25 protein-coding genes and 1 pseudogene are annotated in these 26,212 nt (G+C 42.2%); 5 read left to right on the top strand and 21 right to left on the bottom strand.

Annotated features, from left to right (window positions below; translation table 11 throughout):
• Positions 1 to 261: 261 nt before the first annotated feature.
• The 5 genes and pseudogenes from FC60_RS09815 to FC60_RS05005 form a co-directional block, all read right to left on the bottom strand.
• Positions 262 to 804: pseudogene (locus tag FC60_RS09815) on the bottom strand (ABC transporter ATP-binding protein); the annotation flags it as partial.
• The gene (locus FC60_RS05020; protein WP_056937348.1) at positions 804 to 1,721 is read right to left on the bottom strand and encodes a FecCD family ABC transporter permease; all 918 of its coding nucleotides are present in this window, start codon (positions 1,719 to 1,721) and stop codon (positions 804 to 806) included. The gene FC60_RS05020 and the pseudogene FC60_RS09815, both read right to left, overlap by 1 nt.
• Positions 1,722 to 1,731: 10 nt before the next feature.
• Positions 1,732 to 2,607 (bottom strand): heme ABC transporter substrate-binding protein IsdE, encoded by an 876-nt coding sequence (gene isdE, locus FC60_RS05015; RefSeq protein WP_056937347.1) that lies wholly within the window; start codon positions 2,605 to 2,607, stop codon positions 1,732 to 1,734.
• A 9-nt stretch (positions 2,608 to 2,616) separates the two neighbouring features.
• The gene (locus FC60_RS05010) at positions 2,617 to 3,369 is read right to left on the bottom strand and encodes an NEAT domain-containing protein (protein ID WP_056937346.1); all 753 of its coding nucleotides are present in this window, start codon (positions 3,367 to 3,369) and stop codon (positions 2,617 to 2,619) included.
• Between the two features lie 8 nt (positions 3,370 to 3,377).
• Entirely contained in the window at positions 3,378 to 5,138 is a 1,761-nt protein-coding gene (locus FC60_RS05005; protein ID WP_162252177.1) for an NEAT domain-containing protein, read from the bottom strand.
• A 210-nt stretch (positions 5,139 to 5,348) separates the two neighbouring features.
• Here FC60_RS05005 and FC60_RS05000 point away from each other — a divergent pair, with 210 nt between their 5' ends.
• A complete protein-coding gene (locus tag FC60_RS05000; RefSeq protein ID WP_056937344.1) occupies positions 5,349 to 6,938 on the top strand; it encodes an LPXTG cell wall anchor domain-containing protein in 1,590 nt (529 codons plus the stop codon).
• Between the two features lie 93 nt (positions 6,939 to 7,031).
• Here the strand turns inward: FC60_RS05000 and FC60_RS04995 are convergent, their stop codons facing one another.
• A complete protein-coding gene (locus tag FC60_RS04995) occupies positions 7,032 to 9,977 on the bottom strand; it encodes a DEAD/DEAH box helicase (RefSeq protein ID WP_056937343.1) in 2,946 nt (981 codons plus the stop codon).
• Positions 9,970 to 10,389, bottom strand: coding sequence for a (deoxy)nucleoside triphosphate pyrophosphohydrolase (locus tag FC60_RS04990; protein WP_056937342.1), 420 nt, complete (start codon positions 10,387 to 10,389; stop codon positions 9,970 to 9,972). The genes FC60_RS04995 and FC60_RS04990 overlap by 8 nt, the downstream gene beginning before the upstream one ends.
• A gap of 71 nt (positions 10,390 to 10,460) precedes the next feature.
• Between FC60_RS04990 and FC60_RS04985 the strand changes: the two genes are divergently transcribed.
• On the top strand, positions 10,461 to 11,060 hold the full coding sequence (locus tag FC60_RS04985) for a sugar O-acetyltransferase (RefSeq protein WP_056937341.1): 600 nt from the start codon (positions 10,461 to 10,463) through the stop codon (positions 11,058 to 11,060).
• On the opposite strand, the gene FC60_RS04980 is transcribed toward FC60_RS04985, so the two are convergent.
• From FC60_RS04980 to FC60_RS04955, 6 genes are all read right to left on the bottom strand, one after another.
• The gene (locus tag FC60_RS04980) at positions 11,051 to 12,241 is read right to left on the bottom strand and encodes an NADH-dependent flavin oxidoreductase (RefSeq protein WP_056937340.1); all 1,191 of its coding nucleotides are present in this window, start codon (positions 12,239 to 12,241) and stop codon (positions 11,051 to 11,053) included. The genes FC60_RS04985 and FC60_RS04980 overlap by 10 nt on opposite strands.
• Before the next feature lie 84 nt (positions 12,242 to 12,325).
• Positions 12,326 to 12,649, bottom strand: coding sequence for an ArsR/SmtB family transcription factor (locus tag FC60_RS04975; protein WP_056937351.1), 324 nt, complete (start codon positions 12,647 to 12,649; stop codon positions 12,326 to 12,328).
• Between the two features lie 37 nt (positions 12,650 to 12,686).
• Positions 12,687 to 13,472 carry a putative hydro-lyase gene (locus FC60_RS04970; RefSeq protein WP_202812942.1) on the bottom strand — a complete coding sequence of 262 codons (786 nt, stop codon included), beginning with the start codon at positions 13,470 to 13,472 and terminating at the stop codon, positions 12,687 to 12,689.
• The gene (locus tag FC60_RS04965) at positions 13,469 to 14,218 is read right to left on the bottom strand and encodes an SGNH/GDSL hydrolase family protein (RefSeq protein ID WP_056937338.1); all 750 of its coding nucleotides are present in this window, start codon (positions 14,216 to 14,218) and stop codon (positions 13,469 to 13,471) included. Before FC60_RS04965 ends, FC60_RS04970 begins: the two co-directional genes overlap by 4 nt.
• A gap of 14 nt (positions 14,219 to 14,232) precedes the next feature.
• Positions 14,233 to 15,249, bottom strand: a complete 1,017-nt coding sequence (locus tag FC60_RS04960; protein ID WP_056937337.1) for a YdcF family protein — start codon at positions 15,247 to 15,249, stop codon at positions 14,233 to 14,235.
• Positions 15,246 to 15,746, bottom strand: a complete 501-nt coding sequence (locus FC60_RS04955) for a GNAT family N-acetyltransferase (protein ID WP_056937336.1) — start codon at positions 15,744 to 15,746, stop codon at positions 15,246 to 15,248. Before FC60_RS04955 ends, FC60_RS04960 begins: the two co-directional genes overlap by 4 nt.
• A gap of 143 nt (positions 15,747 to 15,889) precedes the next feature.
• On the opposite strand from FC60_RS04955, the gene FC60_RS04950 reads away from it, so the two are divergent.
• Positions 15,890 to 16,459 (top strand): NADPH-dependent F420 reductase, encoded by a 570-nt coding sequence (locus FC60_RS04950; protein WP_056937335.1) that lies wholly within the window; start codon positions 15,890 to 15,892, stop codon positions 16,457 to 16,459.
• A gap of 55 nt (positions 16,460 to 16,514) precedes the next feature.
• Here FC60_RS04950 and FC60_RS04945 read toward each other — a convergent pair whose 3' ends face one another.
• From FC60_RS04945 to FC60_RS04935, 3 genes are all read right to left on the bottom strand, one after another.
• On the bottom strand, positions 16,515 to 17,210 hold the full coding sequence (locus tag FC60_RS04945) for a GNAT family N-acetyltransferase (RefSeq protein WP_056937334.1): 696 nt from the start codon (positions 17,208 to 17,210) through the stop codon (positions 16,515 to 16,517).
• Positions 17,211 to 17,235: 25 nt separating this feature from the next.
• Positions 17,236 to 17,892, bottom strand: a complete 657-nt coding sequence (locus tag FC60_RS04940) for a cupin domain-containing protein (protein WP_056937333.1) — start codon at positions 17,890 to 17,892, stop codon at positions 17,236 to 17,238.
• Positions 17,893 to 18,028: 136 nt separating this feature from the next.
• Positions 18,029 to 18,838 carry a Cof-type HAD-IIB family hydrolase gene (locus FC60_RS04935; RefSeq protein ID WP_056937332.1) on the bottom strand — a complete coding sequence of 270 codons (810 nt, stop codon included), beginning with the start codon at positions 18,836 to 18,838 and terminating at the stop codon, positions 18,029 to 18,031.
• Between the two features lie 190 nt (positions 18,839 to 19,028).
• On the opposite strand from FC60_RS04935, the gene FC60_RS04930 reads away from it, so the two are divergent.
• Both FC60_RS04930 and FC60_RS04925 read left to right on the top strand, forming a co-directional pair.
• Entirely contained in the window at positions 19,029 to 19,880 is an 852-nt protein-coding gene (locus FC60_RS04930; RefSeq protein ID WP_056937331.1) for an NAD(P)H-binding protein, read from the top strand.
• A 1-nt stretch (position 19,881) separates the two neighbouring features.
• Positions 19,882 to 20,295, top strand: a complete 414-nt coding sequence (locus FC60_RS04925; RefSeq protein WP_056937330.1) for an Rrf2 family transcriptional regulator — start codon at positions 19,882 to 19,884, stop codon at positions 20,293 to 20,295.
• 48 nt (positions 20,296 to 20,343) lie between these two features.
• Here the strand turns inward: FC60_RS04925 and FC60_RS04920 are convergent, their stop codons facing one another.
• The 5 genes from FC60_RS04920 to gatB form a co-directional block, all read right to left on the bottom strand.
• A complete protein-coding gene (locus FC60_RS04920; RefSeq protein ID WP_056937329.1) occupies positions 20,344 to 21,198 on the bottom strand; it encodes a CPBP family intramembrane glutamic endopeptidase in 855 nt (284 codons plus the stop codon).
• A 33-nt stretch (positions 21,199 to 21,231) separates the two neighbouring features.
• Positions 21,232 to 22,119, bottom strand: a complete 888-nt coding sequence (locus tag FC60_RS04915; protein ID WP_056937328.1) for a restriction endonuclease — start codon at positions 22,117 to 22,119, stop codon at positions 21,232 to 21,234.
• 197 nt (positions 22,120 to 22,316) lie between these two features.
• On the bottom strand, positions 22,317 to 23,684 hold the full coding sequence (gene rlmD, locus FC60_RS04910) for a 23S rRNA (uracil(1939)-C(5))-methyltransferase RlmD (protein WP_056937327.1): 1,368 nt from the start codon (positions 23,682 to 23,684) through the stop codon (positions 22,317 to 22,319).
• 77 nt (positions 23,685 to 23,761) lie between these two features.
• Positions 23,762 to 24,778 carry a diacylglycerol kinase gene (locus tag FC60_RS04905; RefSeq protein WP_056937326.1) on the bottom strand — a complete coding sequence of 339 codons (1,017 nt, stop codon included), beginning with the start codon at positions 24,776 to 24,778 and terminating at the stop codon, positions 23,762 to 23,764.
• A gap of 9 nt (positions 24,779 to 24,787) precedes the next feature.
• Entirely contained in the window at positions 24,788 to 26,212 is a 1,425-nt protein-coding gene (gene gatB, locus FC60_RS04900; protein WP_056937325.1) for an Asp-tRNA(Asn)/Glu-tRNA(Gln) amidotransferase subunit GatB, read from the bottom strand.

Here is a 26,212-nt window from a genome sequence, read left to right as displayed (position 1 = left end):
ATCTGTCCAACTTAGGGGGTTCACTTCTATCAAAGGTTGTTCATTTTTAATGTATAACTGGGTTCCCTGGGGCATGGTGATCATATCAGTCGCCAAATTAAAGGTGGCTTGAATCTGTTTGGGCGTCAAGATCTCTTTGGGCAACCCCTGATCGATTAATTGCCCATCTTTTAACAACAAGCACCAATCCGCATAGTGCAGAACCTGATTTAAATCATGCAAAATCATAATAATGGTTAACTGTTGAGTCTTCTGAATCTTTTGGATCAGGTGCATTAGTTTCACCTGATAATAAAGATCCAAATAAGTCGTTGGTTCGTCTAATACTAAAATCTGTGGCGACTGATTTAAAGCGGTCGCCAACCAAACTAATTGCTGTTGTCCTCCTGATAAGGATCCCATCGGTCGATCAACTAACTCTGTTAAACCGAGTTGCTGAACAATCGCATCTTTGCTCTGATCAGAACGGTCTGTACCAGTTAACAAATCATGATATGGTGACTGACCAAAATTAATTAATTCACCCACTTTGATGACATCATAGAGCGGGTTATGTTGATACACCACCGCCACTTGTTGGGCAAAGTCTTTTGCTGACAGGTCCCAAATCGACTGCCCAGCAATCGTCACTTCCCCCTCCTCAGGTTTTAAAGAGCGTGTTAATAATTTTAATAGGGTCGTCTTCCCACTCCCATTGGGGCCGATAATGGCCGTAATCTTTTTGCTTGGTAGTGAAAAATTTAAATTATCAATCAGGCGTGGCTGATGATCATACTGAAAACTGAGCTCTTTTACACTAATCATTAGATCGCCCGCTTTCCTTTAACCAACATCACAATCAAGAAGGGACCTCCAACTATCGCCAAGATAATTTGCGCAGAAATTTCACTGGGTTGGACGATTAAGCGCCCAAAGGTATCCGTTGCTGAAAGCAACCACGCCCCACATAAACCGGCAAAGGGAATTAAATCTTGATAATTTCGGCCGATGATGACACGACAAGATTGCGGCACAATGATCCCTAAGAAGGCCACAATGCCAATAACTGCCGTAGTACAGGTTGCTAAGATCGTCGCGATTATTAATAAACTGGTCCGTAATAAGCGAGGATTAAGCCCCACAGAACCTAAAAATTCATCACTGACCTTAAGATAATTCCCCCAATGGGCAACAAATAAGGCAGCAATAATGGTGATCACACCAACAACGGCTAATACCATCGTTCCTGTCCAGGTCACCGTTGCTAAGCCATTTAGCTGATTTGCATTCAAAATTTTTTGAACGCCGGTAATCGCAGCATCCATTGCCACCCCGACTAGAATCAACTGAGTTGGACTCAAAAACTGTTGTAAAGTTACCAGGACCACTAACACGATGGTGCCACCTATCAAGGACCCACTAACTTTGAACCAAAGAGTCCCTGGTATAACCAAGGCAGCGACCACCGTGAATAATTCGGCCCCAGCTGAAATCCCTAAAATGCCCGCATCAGCAATTGGATTTCGAAAGGTCGCTTGATATAAAGCGCCACTAATCGCTAAGGCGGCTCCACCAACTAAATCCGCCACCAAGCGCGGCAGGCGAATATTAAAAATGGTATTGTAATCGGTCATCGTCATATGTTGCCACGAAATTACACTTGGCCCACACATCATTGCAATAATAACTGTACAAACTAACAAGATCATCACGCCCAAATACGCCCATCCGATACGTTTCATCCCTAACTCCTTATTTTGGATACAACCACTGACTAACCTGCTTGAGTGCTTTGGCGGCATTGATATTGGCCGATGCGTTAAAGGTCGGTTGTTTCAGATCATAGACGCGATGATTCTTAACAGCTGGCATTTGCGCCCACACCGGATTATTCTTAAATTCATCGTTAAATTGTGGAATCGTCTGATCAGGTAAAGCGTGAGCCAATCGTAAGATCACATCAGGTTTCTGCTGGGCCAAGGATTCATTATTGGGCGAGATAAATGATTGTCCATTAGCAGCATAAACATTTTCCCCGCCGGCAATTTTCACCAAATAACCGACATAAGTTTTCTCTGTCATGATCATATATCCCGCTCCCGGCATTCCCATTAAAATTAGAACCCGCGGTTTTCGTCCATGAATGCGCTTCTTCACAGTTGTGATTGCACTATCAATCTCCTGATTAGCTGTATGGGCCTGCCTCGTTCGATGATATTGTTTACCTAGACTAGATAAAGTTCCTTTCAATTGCTTAACTGAGTCTAATTTCAAATAAACCACATTCACTGCTTGCTTCTTAAAAGCCGAATTATACTGATCTTTTAAGGTCGAAACGGCATAAACGGTTGTCGGATTGAGCGAATCAATTTTCTCCACTGAGGGAGCCATGGGACTGCCGATTTTAGCCACATTTTGATACCGAGCTGGTAATTTTGCTTGGGTTTTGGGAACGCCAACTAAATCAAGATCAAGTTTCGCAAAAATTTCGGTAATCGCTGCACTAGTAGCCACAATTCGCTGACTTTGTTCTTGTTGTTTTTGAACAAAAACGCGTGCCCCCCAGGCAATCCCGCCAATTATCACTAAAAAGGCCAGCAAACTCCCAATAATAACTTTCCTCTTCATTTTATCCTCCTAATGGCGCGGATGATATTTTCCCCGCCAGATAAAGTAACCTACTGAACCGATTAAAATCACTAAGCCGACCAGACCAATCACTAACACATAGTAGAAAAGCGCTGCATTGTAGCGATTTTGTTTGGCTGTTGCGATGTTTTGCTGACTAATCGAAACCGCTAATTGACTTTCTTTTTTGCTAGCAGCCTTTGACTGTGAAGAAGCCTGTGAAGTTAGCTTTTTTAATTTAGTATTTAAACTCGGATCATTTGTCCCAACCGCCGTCGTACTTTCCGTCTGGCTATTACCACCTGATTTAGATGGCAAATTGCTCGTGTCAAACTTAAAACTAATGTTGTGAGTTGCAGTGTACACGCCCGGAACATTGATTGAAATATTACTTGAGATCACTTTATTCAGATCAGATTCCATAAATGAATACGAATAGTCATAAGAACTCCCACTACGGGTTTTTGAAACATTTTGTGGCGCTTGACCATCAATCGAATTCACTACTACCGGCCAGGCCGTCAAATCATTAGCCGTCCGGATAGTCATCGTAATCACATATTTATCACCGGAAACAGTAATTTGTGCTGGTTTAACATAGTAACCATCCGCCATTGAAGTCGTGGAGGTTCCGTATTTAAAGGTTTGGTAATTAATTGAATCGGCATGCGCCACACTTAACAGGCCAATAAAGGACAAGCAAAACATCAAACCACTCAACATGCACCGCCATAAATAATTTATCCCTTGATTTTTCTTCATAATCTCACCTATTTACTCCACCATTTGTACCAAACTAAGGTTCCACCAGAAATTATCGCCATTAAGCCCACGATGATTGTGGCTGTTAAGGCAATTGGATAGCGAATTAGTTTCACATGTGGCCATTTAGCCAATACTGGATCAACCCGATACTTGCTTAACTGCTTTTGCGCCGCCCTTAGATCAAAAAGTTGTGGGCTAGTAGCCGAACTTCCCGCCGTTTGACCTGCCCCGGCGGCAGCACCAGCTGTGCCACTAGTTCCTAAAGCACCGGCGTCGCCATCCATCGAGCTGAGATAACTAGCCCCTCCAACCGACGTTTTTCCAAAGACGTACCAGATATTGAACAAGCGTCCGGAAATTCCCACCATTGGGACGGTCATCTTAATTTGTCCCGCCACTGGATTATTCAAGTCATCAGCACTGTTGATATGAAAGGTAAAAGTCCAAACGTCTTCACCGCCAGAAGTAGTATGTGATTGACTAGTAATCTGCCCAACCCCGACACTAACCGGAACAAAGGTTACGATTCCCGCTTTGACCTTGACCGTCATCGTAACATTGTAGCCCGAACCACTTTTGACAATGCGAGCAGTGCGGGTGTAGTAGTTATTCGCTTCAGAGAGACCTGAACGACTTTCGTTTAAAACTTCATAAGTAATTTCCTGGACATCTTGATTGGGGTCAATCACTTGTCCGGATGTTGCAGTCATTATATTGGACGAGCTTGAATTAACCGTACCAAATGGTGATGAGGTCGCTGTAATGGAGTTAGCGTTGGAGGTCAGGGTCGCCTGACCATTAGCCGGATAATAAGCGATGGCGGTTTGGTGCATCTCACCAAGCGGAGTTATCAGATCGAACGTCAATACTTCCTGACCATCTATCATCGTTTGCTTTGAAACCTGATAAGTATAGGCCGCACTATCTGGCCCCAAATTTGTAATTTGACTTGGTGACTTGCCCGCAAACTGCATTGTCTTAACATATTGTTTACCACTAGTCAGGGTAATAATTGCTAAGTAGTGATCACCCTCTGGGCGAAAGACTATTTGAGGGCCGAAAAAGGAAGCTGAAGCTGATTCTTCATTGATGTTGGTAGTCTTACGGATGGAAAGCGAACGATTTACTGACTGATCATTATTTGCTGGCACCGATTGTGTTGTCGTTGAGGAGGCCGTTGTCGTTGAAGAGCTGGTATTGGATGAGGAACTAGTTGCTGATGAAGAAACTGAAACTGAACTTGAACTAGTCGAACTATTGCTCGTAACTGATGAACTCGTGGCCGAACTGGAAGATGAAGTAGCCGTTGCAAGCTTCGATAAATCCACTTTCATAATGGCCGATTCGGTCATAATCCCCTGATTGCCAAGAATCGGTACCTTGGTATCAATTGTCATTTCAATCGTATATGTTCCGTCTAAGTTAGGTAGATCAAAGGTCAGCGTGGATTCATTGCCATTGGTTTGGATTTGCGCTGCGCTCCCACCCTTGATCTGCATTTTTTGAATGTTTTGTCCACCACCATTTTTGGTAGTAATGATCACTTGTGTTTTCCCATCAGTTTGGATTAGTTTGGCATCAGTATTCAGATAATTTTGCGCTACAGATTGACTGTTCGGATCGGAGCTTTTCCAAAAGGTCGCTTGGCTATCAACCGTCTTCGTAGTTTGATCAGCTTGGACCAAACTATGATGAATATTCAAACCACCAGAATCATAAATTATTAATAAACTTAAAAAAATAGCAACTGCAATTATGATTATCATCCTATAAATATACATTATATATCTTCTCATTTTAGACCCCTCGTTGGTGACATAACGTCATGAAACCCTTTATTTATAAGCAATTAGAGCATACCATATTTGATGATCACATGATAATCTTTTTTGAATTTTTTGTTGTAAATTTGGACTTTGTTTGTATAATTAAATTATGATTGTTACTATTATTACAATTAATTTGGAGGAATATTTATGGGAAATCAATTGAAAAAGGCCACTATGGTTACGTCCATCGTGGCAGGAGCGCTATTTACAACGACCGTTTTAGGGACCACGGTTGCTAATGCCGACACAACGGCCCCGAGTCAACCAACAACGGAAGCACAACCAGCGACTACAAGTTCTGCACCTTCTGTTGAAGTAGCACAAGCAGCCGTCGATTCCGCACAAGCGAATGTTGATTCAGCCAATATATCATTGGTTGCGGCAACAGCATTGCAAATGAATGCTGATAGTGATTATGCCACTGCTAGTGCGGCAGCGGATGAAGCCACCGTGGCCAATAATGAAGTCTTATCTAATATTGACTCAACACAAAAAAAGATCGATGATCTTACAAATCAACTCAACCAAGATCAGGCTACGTTGAATTCAGCTAGTGATGCATTAAGCACTGCCAATGCTGCCGTGTCTAGTGCCGAAAATGGTCAAGAAATTCCTGCTGCTGTTTGGAAAACAGGTACTACCACTGAATCACTTTCACAGCAGTCCTTTGCTAAAAACGCCCTTGTTAAACTACTCCCAAGTGGCCAGGTAGAAATTACCCTCCATATGACTAACGGCAAGCAATATGTTGGGTCACTTTCTTACAAGGGAACTGATCTGACTGCTTCAAACGCTAATGGTGATGCTGTCGATTGGACATTTAGTGCAGATCCCGCTACGACCTATGACTTAGCGATGTCCATTAACACGCCAATTGGTCACATGAATCAAACGGCCACGATCAGCGTTGATGGGACCATTTATAATGGTTTACTAGAAAAGCAAAAGGATGCACAAACTGCATTTGACAATGCAAAAGTTAAAGTTTCAGCTGATGAAATCGAGTTAAATAAAGCAAAATCTGATCTTTCAGGTTATGAACAAGCTTACCAAATGAGACTTCGCTATAATGTAACTCGAACACAAGCCCAACTTTTAGAAGCAAAGAATAAAAAAGATGCTATTGATCAAAAAGTATCAGAAGCACAAGAAACGCTTGCAAATGCCAAAGTAGCCTTAACCACTGCTCAAAACACCTTAGCAATTGCTAAAGCAGCTGCTGAAAAGCAATCTACCCCAGCCGAAGTAGTTTCACCTAACAATGAAACTACTCAGCCAACTGATTCAACAACTGAGCAACCTGCAGCAAACCAAACTACTCCAACTGAAAAAGTTTCACCGAATACTGAAGCTACTCAGCCTACTAATTCAACAACTGAACAACCCGCAGCAGACCAAACTACTCAACCTATTTCTGAAACAACTGACCCTACTTCTGAAAAAGCAACACCAGTAGTGACCGCTTCCGATCAATCTGCTGATAATTCTCCAAGTCAGGATACTGTATTAAATGAAACGGTAACTAAATTGATGAACGCTCCTGAAATCAAGGAAGTAAGTAGAGTCGCTTCTGGTGCTGCAACCAATACTAATCAGAAAGTCGTCGCAGTTAAAAAAGCTATGACGACGGCGTCATCCCTACCACAAACTGGGAATGACGCTACTAGCCTGACCCTACTTGGTATCGCCCTAGCAATGCTTGGTTTCGCACCCCTTGCTAAACTACGTCGATACTAAAAGGCAGTTTTACCAATCTCTCTCCTTAAAAGACGGTAAAAAGTAAGAAGCGGATGCCTCGAGATTCATTTTCTCGATGCATCCGCTTTTCAATTATTTACCAATAATCCGGTGATACCGTCGGTTTTCGACTGGTGAATCTAATTTCAAAATAAATTTCACAACCGGTTTGCCACCCTGTGTCGTCTCTGACACAGATTGAGGGATCGTCCGTACCTGACTTAAAAACATGAAGTCATCCCCTTCATCAGCTGATTGCTTTAAGAATAATTTCATTTCCAGTAATGGTTCTCCATTTTCATCATAACCAGTCATCGCCTGCACATCTTTACTTTGCCGCGTCCGGTTACTCTTAGAGAAGTAACTCATCTCTCGATTATTATAGAACTCGTCATTATAATCAGTGGTAGCACTAATATCATCTGGTTTTTCATAAGTCACAAAAATTGGACAGCGGTGGCCTTCAATTTTGTAACCACCAATATTCAACTTGGGGATATCTTTTTCAAAATTCATTAAACGAATAATCTCCGAGCGGGTATAGCGTTGATACAGGGTAAAGACTTGTGTAGAATCATACCGTTTTGCCCGCAATAAGCCCGTCTTAATTGCGTCTTGAACCAGGACATGAAAATCATGGTGATGACGATAGTTCTCACTAAAGGCTTTGCCTAATCGATAAGCTCCATCAGCATATTCAACCACTGGCAGTTCCCCATAATCATACTTACTTGGATGAGTTTTCTCGCCATAATATTCCAACGATAGGACCCGTTGAACTGAAGCCAATGTATCATCTTCTAAATATAAATGATGGTCAGTAATAATCTTCGCGAATTCCTGATCAGTTAATTGATCATGAGTCAATAAATAATCAATGATTAAAAGTTCATGTTGGCGAATCCCGGTACAAATTTCATTCGTCAAGAAGCGCAAAACAGCCGCCTCATAGTCAGATAAATTAAATTTACCTGGTTCAACCCGAGTCAAGAAGGCGTAGTAACTACCTTGTGGTGCGCCCGTCTTTTTCCCCTTCATTCGAGCAAAGACACGCTCATCGATCGAATGCGAATACTGAAAATCATACATTAACGGAATCCGATTTAATCGTTCCTTTTGCTGTAAATAGATTTGCTTTAATTCGCGAATTCCAGTTAACTTTGCTACTTGAATGGACTCATAAATCCGCTCCTTAGCGACTCGGGTAAAATTGATAGTTGAAACGCCAATCATTGGTTCTAACTCAATTGTTTGACGGGCCGAATCTTTCATCCGACTATCATCCCCTGTTAGAGCAATAGGAATTAAATAGTTATTCCGATAATTTCCAATAAAATCAATTACCACTACGTAGTCTTTATTCGGTGCTTTTCGCAAGCCCCGTCCTAATTGCTGAACGAAAACAATACTTGATTTGGTATTGCGCAACATGACAACTTGGTTAACACTTGGGATATCGATTCCTTCGTTAAAAATATCGACCGTCACAATATAATTTATCTTTCCATCTTCTAGTTGACTAACAACTTCATTCCGTCGAGCTTCACTATCCGAACCGGTCAGTCCAATTGAAGGAAAACCTTGCTTCGTTAACTCAGCTGCCAGATCATAGGCTTCTTCTTTTTGGGAACAGAAGATTAGGCCCCGTAATACATTCCCCGAATAACCATAGTATTGTGTCTGTTTGATAATATATTTGACCCGTTCTGGTGATACTAACCGACTCAAGGTCGCCATATCAGAAATTACATCCCCATCAAACTCATAATCTTCCACTCCAATATAGTGAAAAGGACACAACATGTCTTCTTCCAGGGCTTGCTGGAGACGAATTTCATAGGCAATATTATAGTTAAATTGTTGGAAAACATTAAATTCATCGGACCGCTCGGGAGTAGCCGTCATCCCGAGCATAAAGTCAGCATGAAAATAATTAATTACCCGTTGATAGGTTTCTCCACCGACATGGTGAGCTTCATCAAATAAAATATAATCGAATTCGTCCGGTGCAAAGTTAGCTAGTTGATCCGGTTTAGCTAAGGATTGGATAGTCGCAAATTGGTATTTAGCATCCGTCACCTTCCGACTTCCAGTAAAGATTCCATAATCTCGATCATCGCCACCTAGAATCCGTTGAAAGGAATCTTTTGTCTTTTGGAGAATTTGCTCACGATGAATCACATATAAAAACCGCTTTGGCCGATATTGTTGAACATCAAAGGCGCCTAAATAAGTCTTCCCTGTCCCCGTGGCCGAAATCACTAGGCCTTTATGTTCACCCCGTTGTCGCAAGACTTGCAGTTGATCCAGAGCTTCTTGTTGCATTGTATTTGGCTTAATTAGCTGATCTACTTTGGATGTTTTTTCCTGTCGAATTATATACTGAATACTGGGCTTTTCTTGATAAGCCTGTTCATAGTTAGCTATCCATTCATCCGTTAAATCAGTAGCTTGTTCCCACGAGCTTTCAATCTCTCGGGATACTTGATGGGTAATGTCCCCATTCTCCAAGGAACTAATCCGCAGATTCCATTCATAATTCGTTAAGAGGGCATTCTTGGTTAAATTTGCACTGCCAATGATCACCGTCTGTAGATCCCGATCAGCATGATCAAAGATATAACCCTTTTGATGAAACCCATTAGCTCGTACCAATCGTGTTTCAATATTAGGAATTTTTTGAAGGTCCTTAAAAACCTTCGGGTGATTAAAATTTAGATAATTGGAAGTTAGAATTCGCCCTTGCACTCCACGTTCAGCTAAATCGGCCAAAGTGGTCTTTAACATTGTCAATAATTCTTCCGTGATGAAGGCCACGGAAAAAGTAAATCCATCACAATTTCGAAGTTCACTTTGGAGGTCATCAAAAATATGTCGATCACCCCGATTAGTCAGCAGTTGCGGAGCATAATCATTGACATAGTCAAACTGATCGCGATCGATATAGCCATTTAACAGTGATTCACTTAATTCTTCGACCACTAACGGATCATGAGCTGCTAAATCCCGATCAAAGGAATATTTGATCTCCTTATGCATCAAAACTTACCTCACTCAAATCAATTTGGGCTAATTCCTTAACGATTTCTCCATCAGCAGCTGGCCAGTCCCGTTTTAATAATTCACTTTGTTCCACCCATTCAACTTTACTGTGTTCAAGTAAATTAAAATGATGGGTTAATAATTTGGCAAAATAAACCGAAAGATGAATTTCGCCGAAATCATATTGATGCACGGCAGTTGTCCCCACTTGCGGGCCAACAACAATTTGATCCTGAAACTCCTCTTGCATTTCGCGTTTCAAAGCTGCTTGGGGTGTTTCACCGGTTTCAATCTTGCCACCCGGAAATTCCCATAAGGATCCTAAGACTCGTTCTGCCTTTCGTTTTGAAATTAATACATGTCCAGCATCATCAATAATCGCAGCACCAACTACCTTAATCCGCTTCATATTCCATGCCCACTTTCCTTTTGATATACTGTAGATATCATAACATATCAATATTAAGCGAGGTACTCACCATGAAACTAGAAGATCAATACCAACGAATCTTAAGTGGGCAAATGTATGATGACCTTACTCCTGAATTGGTAACCGCTCGGGAACGAACGGTCTTATTGACCAACCAATATAACGCTAGTTTTGGTCAACCAGCCAGTGAACGAGAAGCCATCTTAAAAAAACTCCTCGGTCATATCGGCCAAGGAGTTCATTTTGAACCAACTTTTCGTTGTGAGTTTGGCAATCACATTCAGATTGGCAATAACTTCTACGCTAATTTTGATTGTGTCATGCTAGATGGTGGAGGGATTGAAATTGGCGACAACGTGCTTTTTGGGCCAAAAGTCGGCATCTATACATCTAATCACGCTTTTGATGCTTGGGAGCGTACTCATGGCGCTTGCTATGCTAAACCGGTTAAGATTGGCAATAATGTCTGGGTTGGCGCTGGCGTCCATATTAATCAAGGCGTCACTATTGGTGATAATACAATTATTGGCTCCGGAAGTGTCATCACGAAAGATATCCCAGCCAACGTTGTTGCAGCAGGCGTTCCTTGTCGGGTTATTCGCGAAATTACTGAGCAAGACAAAACTGGATATCAACCTTATCACGATTGATGGTAATACATATCATATCGACCCGTATGAAGAGGCCGAATGCTTTCGCCACCCGGTAGAGGTGGTAAGCCTAACGAATCATCTCGACTAAAGGCCTCTAGTAAGCCTGGCGTCCATTTAACCGCTGGAATTCGTTCGGGACTGATTCGGTCAAAGATTTGATCGCCCTGGCCGGCGATAACCTTTTTAGCAAATTCTGGTTCAACTAAGGTTCCGCGGGCAATCGCGATCAAATCTGAATAATTTTCAACAGCATCTTGAGCAGCAGCCTCGCTAAAGACGCCTCCTACTGTAACTAATTTAGTTTGATCATCAAGGACTTCTCTGAACAAATCAGCATATGTCCGCGTCGTATCTTTCGGCGTTGACTGGTAGCCTTCCCACAAGGAAAGGTGAATATAATCCAACTCCTCTTTAACAAATTGAGCAATCAATTGACGCGACTCACGATATGTATACCCCACTTGATCCCCATGAATTTCTTCCGGGCTGATCCGATAACCAATAATAAAGTCACTTGGTGCTAATTGAGCAACGACACGCTTAACTTCTCGAACGACCGCCAAGGGAAAAGCCATCCGTTTTTCCAGTGAGCCACCCCATTGATCCGTACGATGATTTGAAATGGCCGAGAAAAATTGTTGCAAAAGATAATGATTAGCTCCATGAATTTCAACGCCATCAAAGCCGGCTTCAATGGCCCGTTTCGTGGCAGCGCCAAAGTCCTGAATGATTGCTTCAATTTCCGCTTCAGTCATCCCACGAATCGGATAGGGAAGGTGGGCAAAGTCAATGGTACTTGGCCCTAAGACATCTTCACCGCTCACCGCCCGGCCGATGGCTGACCGGCCAGCATGATGGATTTGTAAAATGGCTTTATTCCCATCTTTCTTCATAGCTGATGCTAATTTCTTTAGTCCTGGTAAGTGTTGGTCAGAGTAGGCTCCTAGTTGTTCTGGATAACCGGGCTCATAGGCTGGGCCCCCGTTTCCACTCACATAATGAAATTCAGTGATCAACATCCCGGCTGCCTGCGAACGAGCGCCATAATATTGTAAAGTTTGCTCAGAAACAAACCCACCCCGTTTGCCCGAATGTGTCTGCATTGGCGCCATCACCATTCGGTTTGGAATGGTGGCCCCATGACGAAAGGTCAGTGGTGTTAGTAGTTGTTTAGTCATCAAGTTTTACCTCCAAGTTTAGGTTTTATTGAAACAAAATGTCATATCTAGAATTATCGATATATAAAGCTAAAATGAACAGGGTTAATCAGCTAACCCTGTTAAACTATGCTGGAGCTCTTCACATATCTTTTGAATGGCTGATTCATTCCGCCGATAGTAAGTCCATTTCCCAATCCTAGTCGCGATAAGGAAATGGTTTTTTTGTAAAATCGTAAGGTATTGTGAGGTTGTTGATTGCGTTAAACCCAATTTTTTCTGGATCTCACCAACACAAACGCCCACCTCAGCAACATCGACTTCTGGATGACCATCATTGACAAAATAAGCTCGTGGATCTTTCAACCATTCTAAGATCTGTAAGCGATATTCATTTGATAATGCTTTATAAATTTCAATTATTTCCATGTAATTCATTATATCGTCTTTTTGCGATATGTCAATTTTATTTTAAATCTTGATTTATGACATCGGTAATCAGCATATGACCCGGTGCATGCGTGATAACTAAAGGTAACTTACTTTGACGCACTACGTTTTGCGGTGTGACTCCGCACGGCCAAAATACTGGATATTCTCCTGGCATAATCGTTACCGGATCCCCATAATCAGGATGATTGAGATCCTGAATACCAATCGCTTGTGGGTCCCCAATCTGGATTGGTGCGCCATGAACTCGTGGCATAGCCGCTGTCACCTCAACAGCTTTAGCAATCTGGCTACCAGGAATTGGTCGCATTGACACCACCATTTGACCTTGTAGTTTTCCCGCTCCAAGTAATTCGATATTAGTATCATACATTGGTACATTCACGCCCTCGGTGATATGGCGGATTTCAATTCCGGCGGCCATTAATTCTGCTTCAAACGAAAAACTACAGCCAATGAGAAAGGCCACAAAGTCATTTCGCCAAATGTCATCTAGTGAGGTCACCTCTTGGACTAATTGACCATCCCGATAAATCCGATAACGAGGGAAATCATTGGCCAGATCTACGTCTTGAGCAAATTGGTGTAACTGACGACTACCAACATCAGCAACTTCTAAAACCGGACATGGGCGCGGGTTACGTTGGGCCAATAATAAAAAGTCAAAGGCATCCGCTTGCGGCACAATAATCAAATTTGCTTGGGTATATCCAGGGCAATAGCCACTCGTCGGGCCCGTAAATTGACCTTGCCGGACTAGATGACGGAATTTAACGGGACTTAAATTTGCATAATCCATCATTTCACCTCCTGATGATTGAAAATCGAAAGCAGTTCTTTTCTGAAATAAGGCGTCCATAAATCACGATAGCCTTGGCGGGTGGGATGAGCATCATCATACATATAAGATGGGTGCTGCTGAGTAGCTGATATGATCTCTTCATCACTTTCTAAGTCAATCATTGAAAAGCCCCACTTATCCTGCAGTGCTTTTAACTTAGCAATCAAAATTGGATAGTCATTTCCCTTACGTAAACAGGTATAAAAAGCTAGGGGACAGGCCCAATTTCGCGTAACTAAGGCACATAGGTACTCAATCGCTCCTAAGGTTGTCTGTTGATCAAACGTCGCCATATCTTTAGTTGAGCTAATTTGGCCTAAAGGAATTTGTTTTCGTCCATCATTGGTCGAAAGTTGAACCACCATTAAATCAAGTGGTTGCTTGGGCGGGTTCTTAGCTAGGCGTTCTAAATATGAATTCCCTTTTAATAAAGGTTGATTTGAATTCGCCAGTGTAGTTCCTGACAAGGCCTCTTTTTGCGCGAAGATCCCATCTTCAGCAACTAGGTAATCAACAAATGACTCGTCAATTGCCGCGGCACCCTGCGTAATTGAAGAACCTAAGAAATAGATCCGCTTCCCTTTTAAGGGTGAGTCAGGATTCAGTACTACATTCTTAACGGCATATTGTTCCGCATTCCCCGGTAATTTTAACGGCTCCTTTGGTGCTAGCTGGTGTAACAGTTGTTCTATCTCTGTTTTTTCCATCGTCAATTTCCTCTTTAAGATGTGAGAGTAGCGAAAAGAAGATATGCCCCCTCTATTAATATCAAAATTACCACTAACAATTTCTTACGTAATAATAGATAGCCGGCAAACTCCCGGATGAAAGCATTTAGAGAATAATAGAAGCGACTTTTACTTCCATATCCCGCACAGGGTAAGCCAGCTTGACGGCTTAACAATAAGGCTCGAAGCAAATGAAAATTATTGGTAACCAGGGCAATTTTTTGATTAGGCGGGATTAAACGCTGCGAAAATTTGATGTTTTCAGCCGTGTTCGTCGATTGATCCTCCAAAATAATCCTGTCTGCGGGCACACCTAAACTCATGGCATATTCTTTCATGGCAGCGGCTTCGGAGCGTGGTTCATCGCTCCCCTGACCTCCAGACATAATGAATTTAGTTTGCGGATTATCTTGGGACAAGGAAACCGCTTTTTGAACCCGCCCCGCCAACAAAGGCGAAACCCGACCTTGATATAAGCCTGCTCCCAAGACGATCAAGTAATCTAATGGCTCATGTTTAAAGTGGATTAAATTCAAGAGGCTCGTCACGGTATAGATCGTCAATAAAAATAAGACATCCGCAATCACCAGATCGACCATGTGATAAAGATGCCAAAAGAATGGTCCCCAGGAAGCAAATAAGTGGTCAAGTTGGACCCAAATGGTAAGGTTAATCAAAAGTAAGCAGCCAGCTAAGAGGGATAACAAATTATTAAAAGATCGCCGGGTCCGCCGGATTAATTGGATCCCGTTAATAATTAAAAGAAAACTCGTCAAAAAAGGCACCAAGAGTAACAGAATCGCAATTAACACGATTACGACGAGCACCAACCAGGCAAGTTGACTACCTGCCTGCCAGAGTTGGATATTGACCACCAGTAGATCTACCCCAAGCATTCCCAAGGTCGTCAAAAAATAAAAGCCAAGGAATAAAGAGCGCCGATCATGGAGCCAAATTGTTCCAAAAGCACTGCAACTCAGTAGGGTAATTATCAAGAGTATAATCTTCATTTTGGACTTTCCTTAAACGTCAAACGTAGCTGATTCCAGCGAACTCCACCATGAATCGAACCGGTAAAGCCTTCATTCACAAAACCGAAGCGTTCGTAAAAGCCAATAAGTTGATCCTTACAGGTTAGTACTAACCCCCGACGTCCCTGCATTTGGGCATCTGTAATCGCAGCTTTTAAACATTGACTCGCATAGCCCTGCTTACGATGATCCGGGTCGGTCACCACAGAAAAGATCATCTGCCAGGTACCATCTTCTTGGTGCCAATCGGCCTGTTCATACATCTCGTCAGTTAAATTAGCCTGATTAGTTACTAGACCATTGACAAAGGAGATCAACTGATCATCGTCATCAACCAGTAACCAGAAATGATTCCCAAAAACGGTAATCCGCGCTTTAAGTTGCGGTTGCGTAGCCGCTTCTGCACTTGGAAAAGCACGCCTTTCAAGATCCGCAAGGGCTGGGATATCGCTCATTTGAGCATGGCGAATTTGCATAAGCTACCTCCCCTTAACTGTTAATATCTTAATTATAAATAGTCCTAAATTTCACTTCAAATCATTTCACTTGTAAAAAGTAAGTAAATAACTTATAATAATTTCAACGATAAAATTTAAGTTTCTAAAAGGAGATTATACTTATGAAAGTATCTGTAATTGGTAAAGGAAATATGGGGCAAGCAATTGCGAAGAATTTTGAAGCGGCAGGTCAATCCGTTGAATTTATTGGTCATGGCGAAGCACAACCAACTTTTGGCGATTTAGTCGTTTTTGCAGTTCCATTTGCGGCAGAAAAAGACTTAGCTAACCAATACCAAACCCAATTAGCCGGTAAAATTGTGGTTGAGATTGCTAATCCCTTGAATTTTGATAATTGGGACGAATTAGTGGTACCAAGCGATTCATCCGCCGCTGAAATTCTACAAACGGCTTTACCACAATCTAAGGTTTTGAAGGCCTTTAATACGACCTTTGCTGGTACTTTAAATAGTGGCCAGGTTGGCGACAATCAAACCACCGTTTTAGTTGCTGGTGACGATGAAGATGCCAAAGAATCTTTTACTTCGTCCCTATCAGGAAGTCCATTAGCTGTTATGGATGCTGGTAAACTTAAGCGGGCGCTGGAAATGGAAGCACTCGGTTTCTTACAAATGACCTTAGCAGCCAAGGAAAAAATTTCATGGAATGGTGGCTTTGGCATTAATCAATAATTGATAAAGGCGTTAGCTAGTCCGAATTGGGATCAGTTAACGCCTTTTTAAATATCTAAAATTCATGTAACGACTTGACTTGCTGACCATCTTCATTAAAATTCTCAGGCGCTAGCCACTGTTCAAACTTTGGCTTCATTGCAGCATACTCTTCAGCAAGCAATGAATACCAATCCGTATCCCGGCTCCGTCCCTTATAGACGTTAGCCCGCCGAAAGGTTCCTTCAAACTTAAATCCTAATCGTTCGGCAGCGCGCCTTGATGGGGCATTTAAGTGATCACACTTCCACTCATACCGACGATAGTGAAGATCTTCAAAGACATATTTCATGACCAAGTATTGAGCTTCCGTTGCAAGGCGGGATCGTTTCAATTTAGGCCCATACAGAACCCAGCCCATCTCAACAGAGCGATTCTGGGGATCAATTCGCATTAAGGAAAAAGTACCTACTACTTGACCCGTCTTCTTATCAACCACGGCTAAATAGTAAGGGTCTTTTGAAGCGGCCATTTGGCTAAAATATTTCTTAAAATTGGCTTGGCTGGAAAAGGCCTCCATTGGCAAATAGGTCCATTGCTCCTGAGGACTCTGTGGACCATAAAATTCATAAGCGGATTCGAAGTGCCGATCAAGGTTAATGGGTTCCACAGTCACAAAGTTTCCAGTTAGTTGGTTGATTTGGGGCCATTCACCGGGCGTGAAATCCGGTAAGGCATCACCAATTGGTTGATTAAATTCATTTAATCTCATTTTATTCTCCTTCTCGGCATGATCTTCAAGCAGTTAAATCAATTAATAAGGCCATTTTAAAAGGTGTCGACGCCTGCACTCTGTGGCGGCCATCCTGGGCGAAATGAAAATTCTGTCCCGCTTGAATTTGATGGTCTTGGCCTTCATATGTAATGATGCCCTGGCCATCTAAGGCGAAGATGATCGCATCCCCTGGAGCAGCATGTTCGGCTAGACCCGTTCCCTGATCAAAGGACATAACGACAAGTTTTAACTCATCGCTTTGAATCAGATCCATATTGATAATTTTATCAGCCTGGTAGGGAACTAAATCCGCCAACCGAAAAGTTTCACCAACCTTAAGTACTGCATTGATTTTATCCGTTGTCGGCACCAAGATCTCCGTATAAACAACCCCCGATGCTGTTTTGAAACCAAGTGGAGTATTAATGGGGGTCACAATCCCCTCGCCAGTTGAAAGTAGACAATCTAAATCATCCTCGCCATAAACATTGACCTGGCCATCTGTCACAAGCACCAGTTTATAATACGGAAAGATTTCCGCACTAATATCAGTTCCAGCGGCTAATGAAAAATAAGTTACCTGATGCTCACCTTGGGTCACTGCTTTTGAAATAGTACACCCCGCTACTGGTGGATTATCTTTGGCAATCGAAAATACTTGTCCTACTTTTTCTTTCATCATTGTTTCCTTAATTCAGCTTGTTCATCCGCAAAAATCAGCAAAACCAATATAAATAACGTACCCCAACCAGGTCCTTAAAGTGATCTGGTTTTAGTTTACGATTGAAAATATATGTCACTTACGATATCTAAAACTATTGAATAAACTTTTCAAAAGCTTGAGCGATTCCATCATCGTCATTTGAAGCAGTCACAAAATCAGCCTGCGCTTTGGCTTCGTCCGAACCATTTCCCATGCAGACAGCGATGCCAGCAAAGTCAAACATTGCCAAATCATTTCCTTCGTCGCCAAAGACCATAACTTCATCAGGTGCAATTTGTAATAATTCACTAAGTTGGGCCAAAGCATTACCCTTATTCACCTTGGAATTCATCATTTCGAGGAACCATTTCCCCGCGCGGACCACATACATCTCGTCGCCAAAGGTGGTTTCCACTAACGGCTGAATTTGATCTAAGCGTTCGGGATCCCCCACAAAGGCGCCTTTCGTGATTGTAAAATCAGCTGGTAACTCATCTGGTTGGCGCACCATGATCCCCGCTTCGTTCTCCCAGGCTTGGACGACCGTCACAAAATCAATATCGTGATCGGCTGTATAAATAACCGAATGCTCATCTAACACATTAAAAGGCACTTGATGTTCTTTACCAAAGGCTGTTAAGCGACGGTATTGCTGATTATCAAGTAACTCTTTTGCCAAGATTCGCCCTGCTGCCGAACAAATAATGGCCCCATTGTAGGTCACCGCATATTGACCATCACCTTGGATACCTAATTGATCTAAATAAGGCTTCACGCCTGCTAGGGGGCGCCCGGAACAAAGGACCACCTTAATCCCTTGGGCCAAAGCTTGAGAAATCACTTTTTTTGTGGATTCCAGAATCTCACCTTTGGAATTTAAGAGAGTATCATCAATATCGAGTGCGACTAATTTAATTGCCATGCGATCGCCTTCCTTTCAGGATTAATATTACTTTAGATAATCTTATTATACCAGAAAAGATCATTGACTATCGCTCTCAAATTACTTTTACGCGGCAACATTTTTAAAAGTTATAAAATTTAACTTTACAGATAAAAAGAAAACTTGTATATTATAGATATAAAATATAATTTTACAGGATGGTATAGATATGAAAATTGCAATATCTGGAATTACTGGTCAATTAGGCCGTTTAGTATTAACTGATCTCCTTGAAGAAGGTATGACCCCCGCCAACCTAATTGGGCTGGCTAGAACGCCATCAAAAGCGCAGGATTTTGCGGACCTAGGGATTGATGTTCGACCAGCCGATCTTAACGACTATGAAAGCCTGCTAACTGCCCTTCATGGTGTTGATCGAGCTCTTCTAGTCTCAACGAATGAGCCTGATAACCAAAAAAGATTTATCCAACATCAAAATTTTATCAAGGCAGCGACAGCCAACCACCTTTCCCTTCTGGTTTATACAAGTGGAGTAAATCCTGAACATAATCCATTAGGAACCGCTCACCTGGCTACTGAAAACTACCTGAAGAAATCCGGGATCAACTATATTATTCTCCGTAATGCTCGCTATCTTGAAACCAAACAATTCGACATTATTAATGACAGCCAATGTAAAACGATTTATAATTCAACTGGTGAGGCCAAGTTTGGCTTAGCTTTACGGAGTGATTATGCGGAGGCAGCTGCTAAAGTCTTGAATGGTAACTTTAAAACAAACCAAACTTATAATTTATCAGACAATCTCGTTTCATATGCTGATTTTACGAAGGTCCTTAGTTCAGTTTTCAATCAAGAAGTAAAAGTTCAAGATATTACAAGTGCGCAGTTTGCGGAATTATTAGTAAAAATGGGCCGACCTGAGCCTGTAGCTAAAGTGCTAGCCGCATCAAATGAAGCAGAAAGAAATGGTGTTGCTGACGTTAAGTCCGATGACTTTAAACAAATTTTAGGTCGACCAGTAACCCCATTAACAACGGCAATTAGGAGATTGATATAAAATGCAAGCTTCAACACGTTTTGCGGATGCAATTCACATTATGACTTATATTTACGTAAGACAAAATTTACCTGATCTCTCCAGTAAAACACTGGCCTTTAGTGTTAATACGAGTTCAGTTACCATTCGGCAAATCACTAGCCAATTAAGTAAGGCAGGATTACTAAACACTCGTAAAGGTAGTAAAAAAGTTTCCTTAACTAAGGATCCAAAGGAGATTTCACTTTATGAGATCTTTTTAGCCATTTCTACTGGCCAGGTCTTCAAACGGGATGAAAATACAAGTATCACCTGTCAGATCGGACAACAAATGCCAAATATAATTGATCATGTTTTTAATGACATCGAAGATACTGTCAAAGCTAAACTAAAAACGATGACATTAGACGATGTCATCAAACAAGTCCAACTTTAAGCATAATTCAACAGGGACTGGGAAGTAATGTTACTTCCCCAGTCCCTGTTAGTTTTTACTTATTCTTTTATTTAAACGAATCCAAAACAAACCAATCATCACTAGATAGGCCAGATTGTAAGGCAAGCTACAATCCGAACCATATTGCCCACCCGTCATTAATTGATGATGACTGGTAAAAATTAGTTGGAAGGGCCAATCATGTGACAGACTGGCTTGAACTGGAATCAAGGTTAATATCAAATTATATGTAGCATGAAGGGTAAAGTTGGCCCAAATAGAATGCGCCCAAAGATAGGCCAGGGACAACAAAGTCCCCATTAAAAATCCTGAAACCACCAGTTGAGTAGTGCTGAGCAAATCAAGTTGACCATTCATTAAATGCACTAAGCCAAATAGTAATGATGATACGATGACTCCGGTTACGGTATTCGAACGCCGCGCAACTTGTTCTAGAATGACACCCCGAAAGGCGATTTCTTCAACCAAGGGCGCCACAAAAAACAGCAAGACATTGTTGACTAGATTTTGCGTGAATTCCCAATGATTTAGTGATGGAGTTGCGACCTTTACTCCCACCAGCCAAGTTCCAGCTAATAAGATGGTAATCAGTAAGCAGGCATCGGTAAAATAGTGTCTTTTAAAGCGAACAGGTCCAGTAATAGTCGTAAATTCATGCTGATAACGATGCTTGCAAAGCCATTTAAAACCGGTGTAAAAAAACCATAGATAACCCAGTGAAAGCAAAATATCAGCTACCAAGATATAGCTATGGTTCGTTTTTAAACCCGGTGCAAAAATTTGGGGAAGACCCAAAATTATTTGTGGGATTATTTGAGTAACAATTACTAGTAACAATATCAAAACGATATCAAAGATCGATTGCCATATTTTTTTGATCATTGGTCATCCTTTCGGGGTAATAATAAATAAAAACTAATCTTTATCCCAATAGAAGTCCTTCAACCGATAAGTAGTGACTGGTTCGACGTAATAATGATATTTCGCAACCAAATTACAAATCTGATCACCATTAATCAAGGTGATGATCCGACTTCCTTGGCGAGCCGTTTTCACCGCTTCTCTGGTGAAATCAGAATTAGTAATGAAAATGCCAAATTCAGCGTTAAATTTATCCATTGCTCCGCGGAACTTATCAATCTCCGGTGCCGACACTTTCCCTTGCCAGCGTTTAGCCTGTAAAGCAACTCTGATGGTCCGAAAGTCGTCAGCTATTATATAGCCGAAGCCGTCGATACCTCCATCGGCCACATACTGAACTCCAAGCTCATCATCAGTATTAATGCCCATTTTTGTACGCAAACCGCGGCAAAAGAGCTCAAATTTCTGAGGATTCATTTTAGTTAAGGCATCCAATAATTGTTGGCGCCATGGTTCTTCTAATTCATCGGGATCCTCATGATCGTCAGTATTTATCTTATCAGAGCTAGTAACCTTATTCTGCTTTTCTTGTGCCAACATCTTTTCAACTACCGGTCGAACATCACGAGCTCCATCAAAAGCAGCAACATCTACATTACGTCCCTTTTCTGTTAGCTCAAGCAAATGACCATCTTCATGCAGGTATCCCGTCATGATCAGATATTTAACCGCAAAATTAAGTGTCCACGCAAACGGACTATAATTTTTACCAGTTTTTTTAGAAACTTTAATTCGGTCAACTTCATCTTCTGAAATGACCTCAGAATTATCATGAATATCCTGACGGATTTCCTTTCTTGAAACCTGTCCACCCAAACGGTACATTGATTTTAATACTTCATTCATCGTTTGATCTTCAATCATAATTCTTTGATTTGCCATTTAAATCACCATCTAGATAATAAAAGTCATACGCAATTTTTAATTATATGTGTTTCATGTCAAGGACGATTATTAGCTCTAATTTTACTATTCATCACATTCTCAGCGGTTCAACACAAGCCAATCATTCATCACCATGCTCCTTATTCTTGAGTGACTATCGCATGGATTTGTCACTAGCAATTTCCTCGTCGCTTTCAGCTCCTCGACATTACTGTGATACTCTCAACATGCGTCGTTTGTGGAAATTGATCCACGGGCTGGATAGGCTTTGTTATTTGATAACCTTGGTCCATAAAACGCTGCAGATCACGGACGAGCGTTGCGGGATTACAAGAGATATACACGATCTTTTGCGGTGCCATCTGACCAGCTGCCTCAATTACTCGTTCATCCAGTCCCTTGCGTGGCGGATCAACAATCAACACATCTGGTTTCAGTCCTTGTGCTTGCCATTTCGCCATCTGCTCTTCAGCTTTTCCGACCACAAATTCAGCATTTGCAATCTGATTATGCTGCGCATTTAGTTTGGCATCTTGAATGGCAGCTTCCACAATTTCAACCCCGTAAACCTTTTTTGCATGTTTGGCTACAGCCAGTGAAATCGTCCCAATCCCACAATAAGCATCAATCACTGTTTGATTTCCGTCCAATTCCGCATAATCAATGGCAGTCTGATAAAGGCGTTCCGTTTGTTGAGGGTTAACCTGATAAAAGGACAGGGGTGAAATCGTGAAATCAATCCCTAATAGTTGATCATGAATCGTTTCAGCTCCCCACAGAGTATGATTCTCCCGTCCTAAAACCACATTGGTCGGCTTAGAGTTGATATTTTGAATAATACTGGTAATGCCTGGGACCTGGTCAACGATTCCCTGGACTAATTCAGCTTGGTGCGGTAATTTAGTTGTCCGCGTGACCAACACAACCATCACTTGGTGGCTATAATATCCCCGACGAACCATGATGGATTTGAGATCCCCGGTTTGTTTTGCTTCATCATAAGCTCGGATATGGTACTGCCGTATGAGGTCACGAACAATTTTGATCGTCTCATCGATGACTGGATCTTGAATATAGAAATTCTCAATAGGGACCAGTTCATGGCTCCCCCGTTTATAAAATCCCGTTTCAACTTGACCACGGATAAAACGCACTGGTACTTGCGCCTTATTCCGATATTGGAATGGCTTGTCCATCCCCATAGTTGGCGCAACATCCACGGCTAAATGGGCCTTTTGTAAGAGATCCTGGATCAATTTTTGTTTAAACTTTAACTGGGCGGGATATTTTAAGTGACCTAGAGGTGCGATTCCCGTTTGTAAATAGCGTTGGTCGGGATCCGCAACCCGGTCAGAACTCTTACTTTGCCAATTTAAAACCTGCCCCCAGGCAAAGTTCGTAGTAACTTTAGTAACTTTAGCTGTTACCTTTTCTTCTGGTAAAGCCTCGGGAATGAAGATTGGATAATGATCTACTTTCATCACCCCATTACCTTGATATGTCAAATCCTCAATCTGATCCGTTAATTCCTCACCTTTGTGAACTGGTATCTTAACTTTCATCCTAGCTCCTTTTAAGCAAAAAGAGCGCCGCGAACCACCGAAAATAAGCCTCCCGGTCCGTTGGCACTCCCTTACATTTATTTATTCGATTCCACTTCATGGACTTTATCCACATCCCGGATAAAGTCTTTTTCCATTCGTTGCAATTCTGGCGTCATTTCACTACTAATGGCTTCATTAGGAATCTCAGCCACATTAGCGACCACATTAATATGTTGCCGTAAGTCATGGAATTGCATTGGTGCATCGCCACCATATTCCCCATCAAGGTTAATCATCAGTCGATCTTCCTCATGGACGGGTTCGATGAATACATCTTTGGCTTTAGCATAGATAATCCGATCGTCACCCACGTGGTTCCCCTTTAAGGCTTTGGCCATCAGCTGTAGCATCCCAGGAATAGAACTATCCTTGACGATTAACAAGGAAAAGTTTCCATCGTCTAAAGAAGCATCCGGCACCACCTGTTCAAAGCCACCCACTGAATTAGTAAGGGCTAAGAAGATGGTTGAAACTTCACCTTCGTAGACTTGATCATCATACTTAACCCGGACATCAACTGCTTTCACTCGTGGTAATAATTCGGCCCCTTTGGCAAAATAAGCTAGATAGCCAAAGAGGGACTTCATTTGAGAAGGCACATCATAGGTCAATTCAGTCAAAGTTCCGGCTGCGGCAATATTCATAAAGTAATTATCGCCCGCTTGACCAACATCAATTTTAAAGCGGTTTTCTGGATTCAAAATCACCCGTGCCGCGCCAACGGGGTCCTCCCGTGGAATTTTTAGGGCCCGCGCATAGTCATTGGTCGTTCCCGATGGAATCACCGCTAACAAAGGCCGCTGCTCAAAAGGAGCAATCCCATTCATGACTTCATTGATGGTCCCATCACCACCAGCCGCAACGATCAGATCAAAGCCTTCACGGACAGCCCGGCTGGCTTCCATTTTTGCAGAATTAGGTTCTGGAGTCGTGGCGTAAGCACTAGTTTCGTAGCCTGCTTGTTCATACACGGCGAGAATCTCAACCAGATCCTGCTTAATCGCTTCACGCCCTGAGGTTGGATTATAAATTACGCGTGCTCGCTTTGTCATTAAAGTCTCCTATTGGGCATTCAGTGCTTGCATCAATAACTTGTTGACGACACCAGGATTGGCCTTCCCCTTGGTTTGTTTCATGATTTGACCAACTAAGAAGCCAACGGCCCGATCTTTCCCATTCTTAAAGTCTTCAATCGATTGTTGGTTATTTGCCAAGACTTCGTCCACAATTGGTTGTAATTGTGCTGGATCAGATAATTGAACCAAGCCATTCTTTTCCGCATAGGCTGCTGGTTCTTGACCATCCAAGATTCCTTTAAAGACCTTCTTTGCCATCTTAGATGAAATTGTTCCATCATCGATTAACTTAATCATCCCGGCAAGGTTAGCTGGCGTTAACTTCGTTGCTGGCAGATCAACGTGTTCCGTGTTTAAGTAGCTGTTGACATCGTTCATCAAGTAGTTAGCAACCTTACGGGCATCGGCCCCTTCCGCCACTGTCGCTTCAAAGAAGTCTGACATTTCCTTCGTTTGGGTCAGGACCATGGCATCATAATCGGTCAAACCTAAATCATTAACGTAGTGTTCCCGCCGTTCACCCGGCATTTGTGGCATTTCAGCATTGATTTGATCAATCCATTCATCACTAACATGTACGGCCGGCACATCCGGTTCTGGGAAGTAACGATAATCATCGCTTCCTTCCTTGGTCCGCATCGAAATCGTACTCTTGGTGGCTTCGTCATACCGCCGCGTTTCTTGAACGATTTGGCCACCCGACAAGAGGACCTTTTGGTGGCGTTCTTGTTCAAAGTTTAAGGCATTTCGGACATAGTTAAAGGAGTTGATGTTCTTCATTTCCGTCTTGGTCCCATATTGATCCGAACCAATTGGCCGCACTGAGATGTTGGTATCAACCCGCATTGAACCTTCTTCCATCTTCACATCCGAAATCCCTGTAAATTGGATTCGTTGACGCAGGGCTTCTAAATATGCCACGGCTTCATCCGGAGAAGCAATGTCAGCTTTAGACACTATTTCGATCAAGGGCGTCCCTTGCCGGTTTAAATCCACATAAGAGTATTGACCAGTGTGGGTATTCTTACCCGCATCTTCTTCAATGTGCATTTCCGCAATTCCGATGCGTTTTTTCTTTCCATCAACTTCAATTTCGACCCATCCATCATGGGCAATTGGGGTTTCCGATTGGGTAATTTGATAAGCCTTGGGGTTATCAGGATAGAAGTAGTTCTTCCGATCAAAGTGCATATCCTTGGTGATTTCAGCATGTAAGGCCAAGCCCGCCATAATCCCGGCCTTGACGACCCCTTTATTTAAGGTTGGTAAGACCCCTGGATACCCCCAGTCAAGGGGATTAGTATTGGCGTTAGGTTCTGCACCAAAGTTAACTGGTGAGGGGCTAAAAATCTTGGAATTCGTTTTTAACTCCACGTGGACTTCTAGTCCAATTGTCGTTTCAAAGTTCAT

The organism is Limosilactobacillus gastricus DSM 16045 (assembly GCF_001434365.1).
GTDB lineage: Bacteria > Bacillota > Bacilli > Lactobacillales > Lactobacillaceae > Limosilactobacillus > Limosilactobacillus gastricus.
Note: the sequence above shows the minus strand (reverse complement) of the source record. Positions and strands in the feature narration are given on the sequence as shown.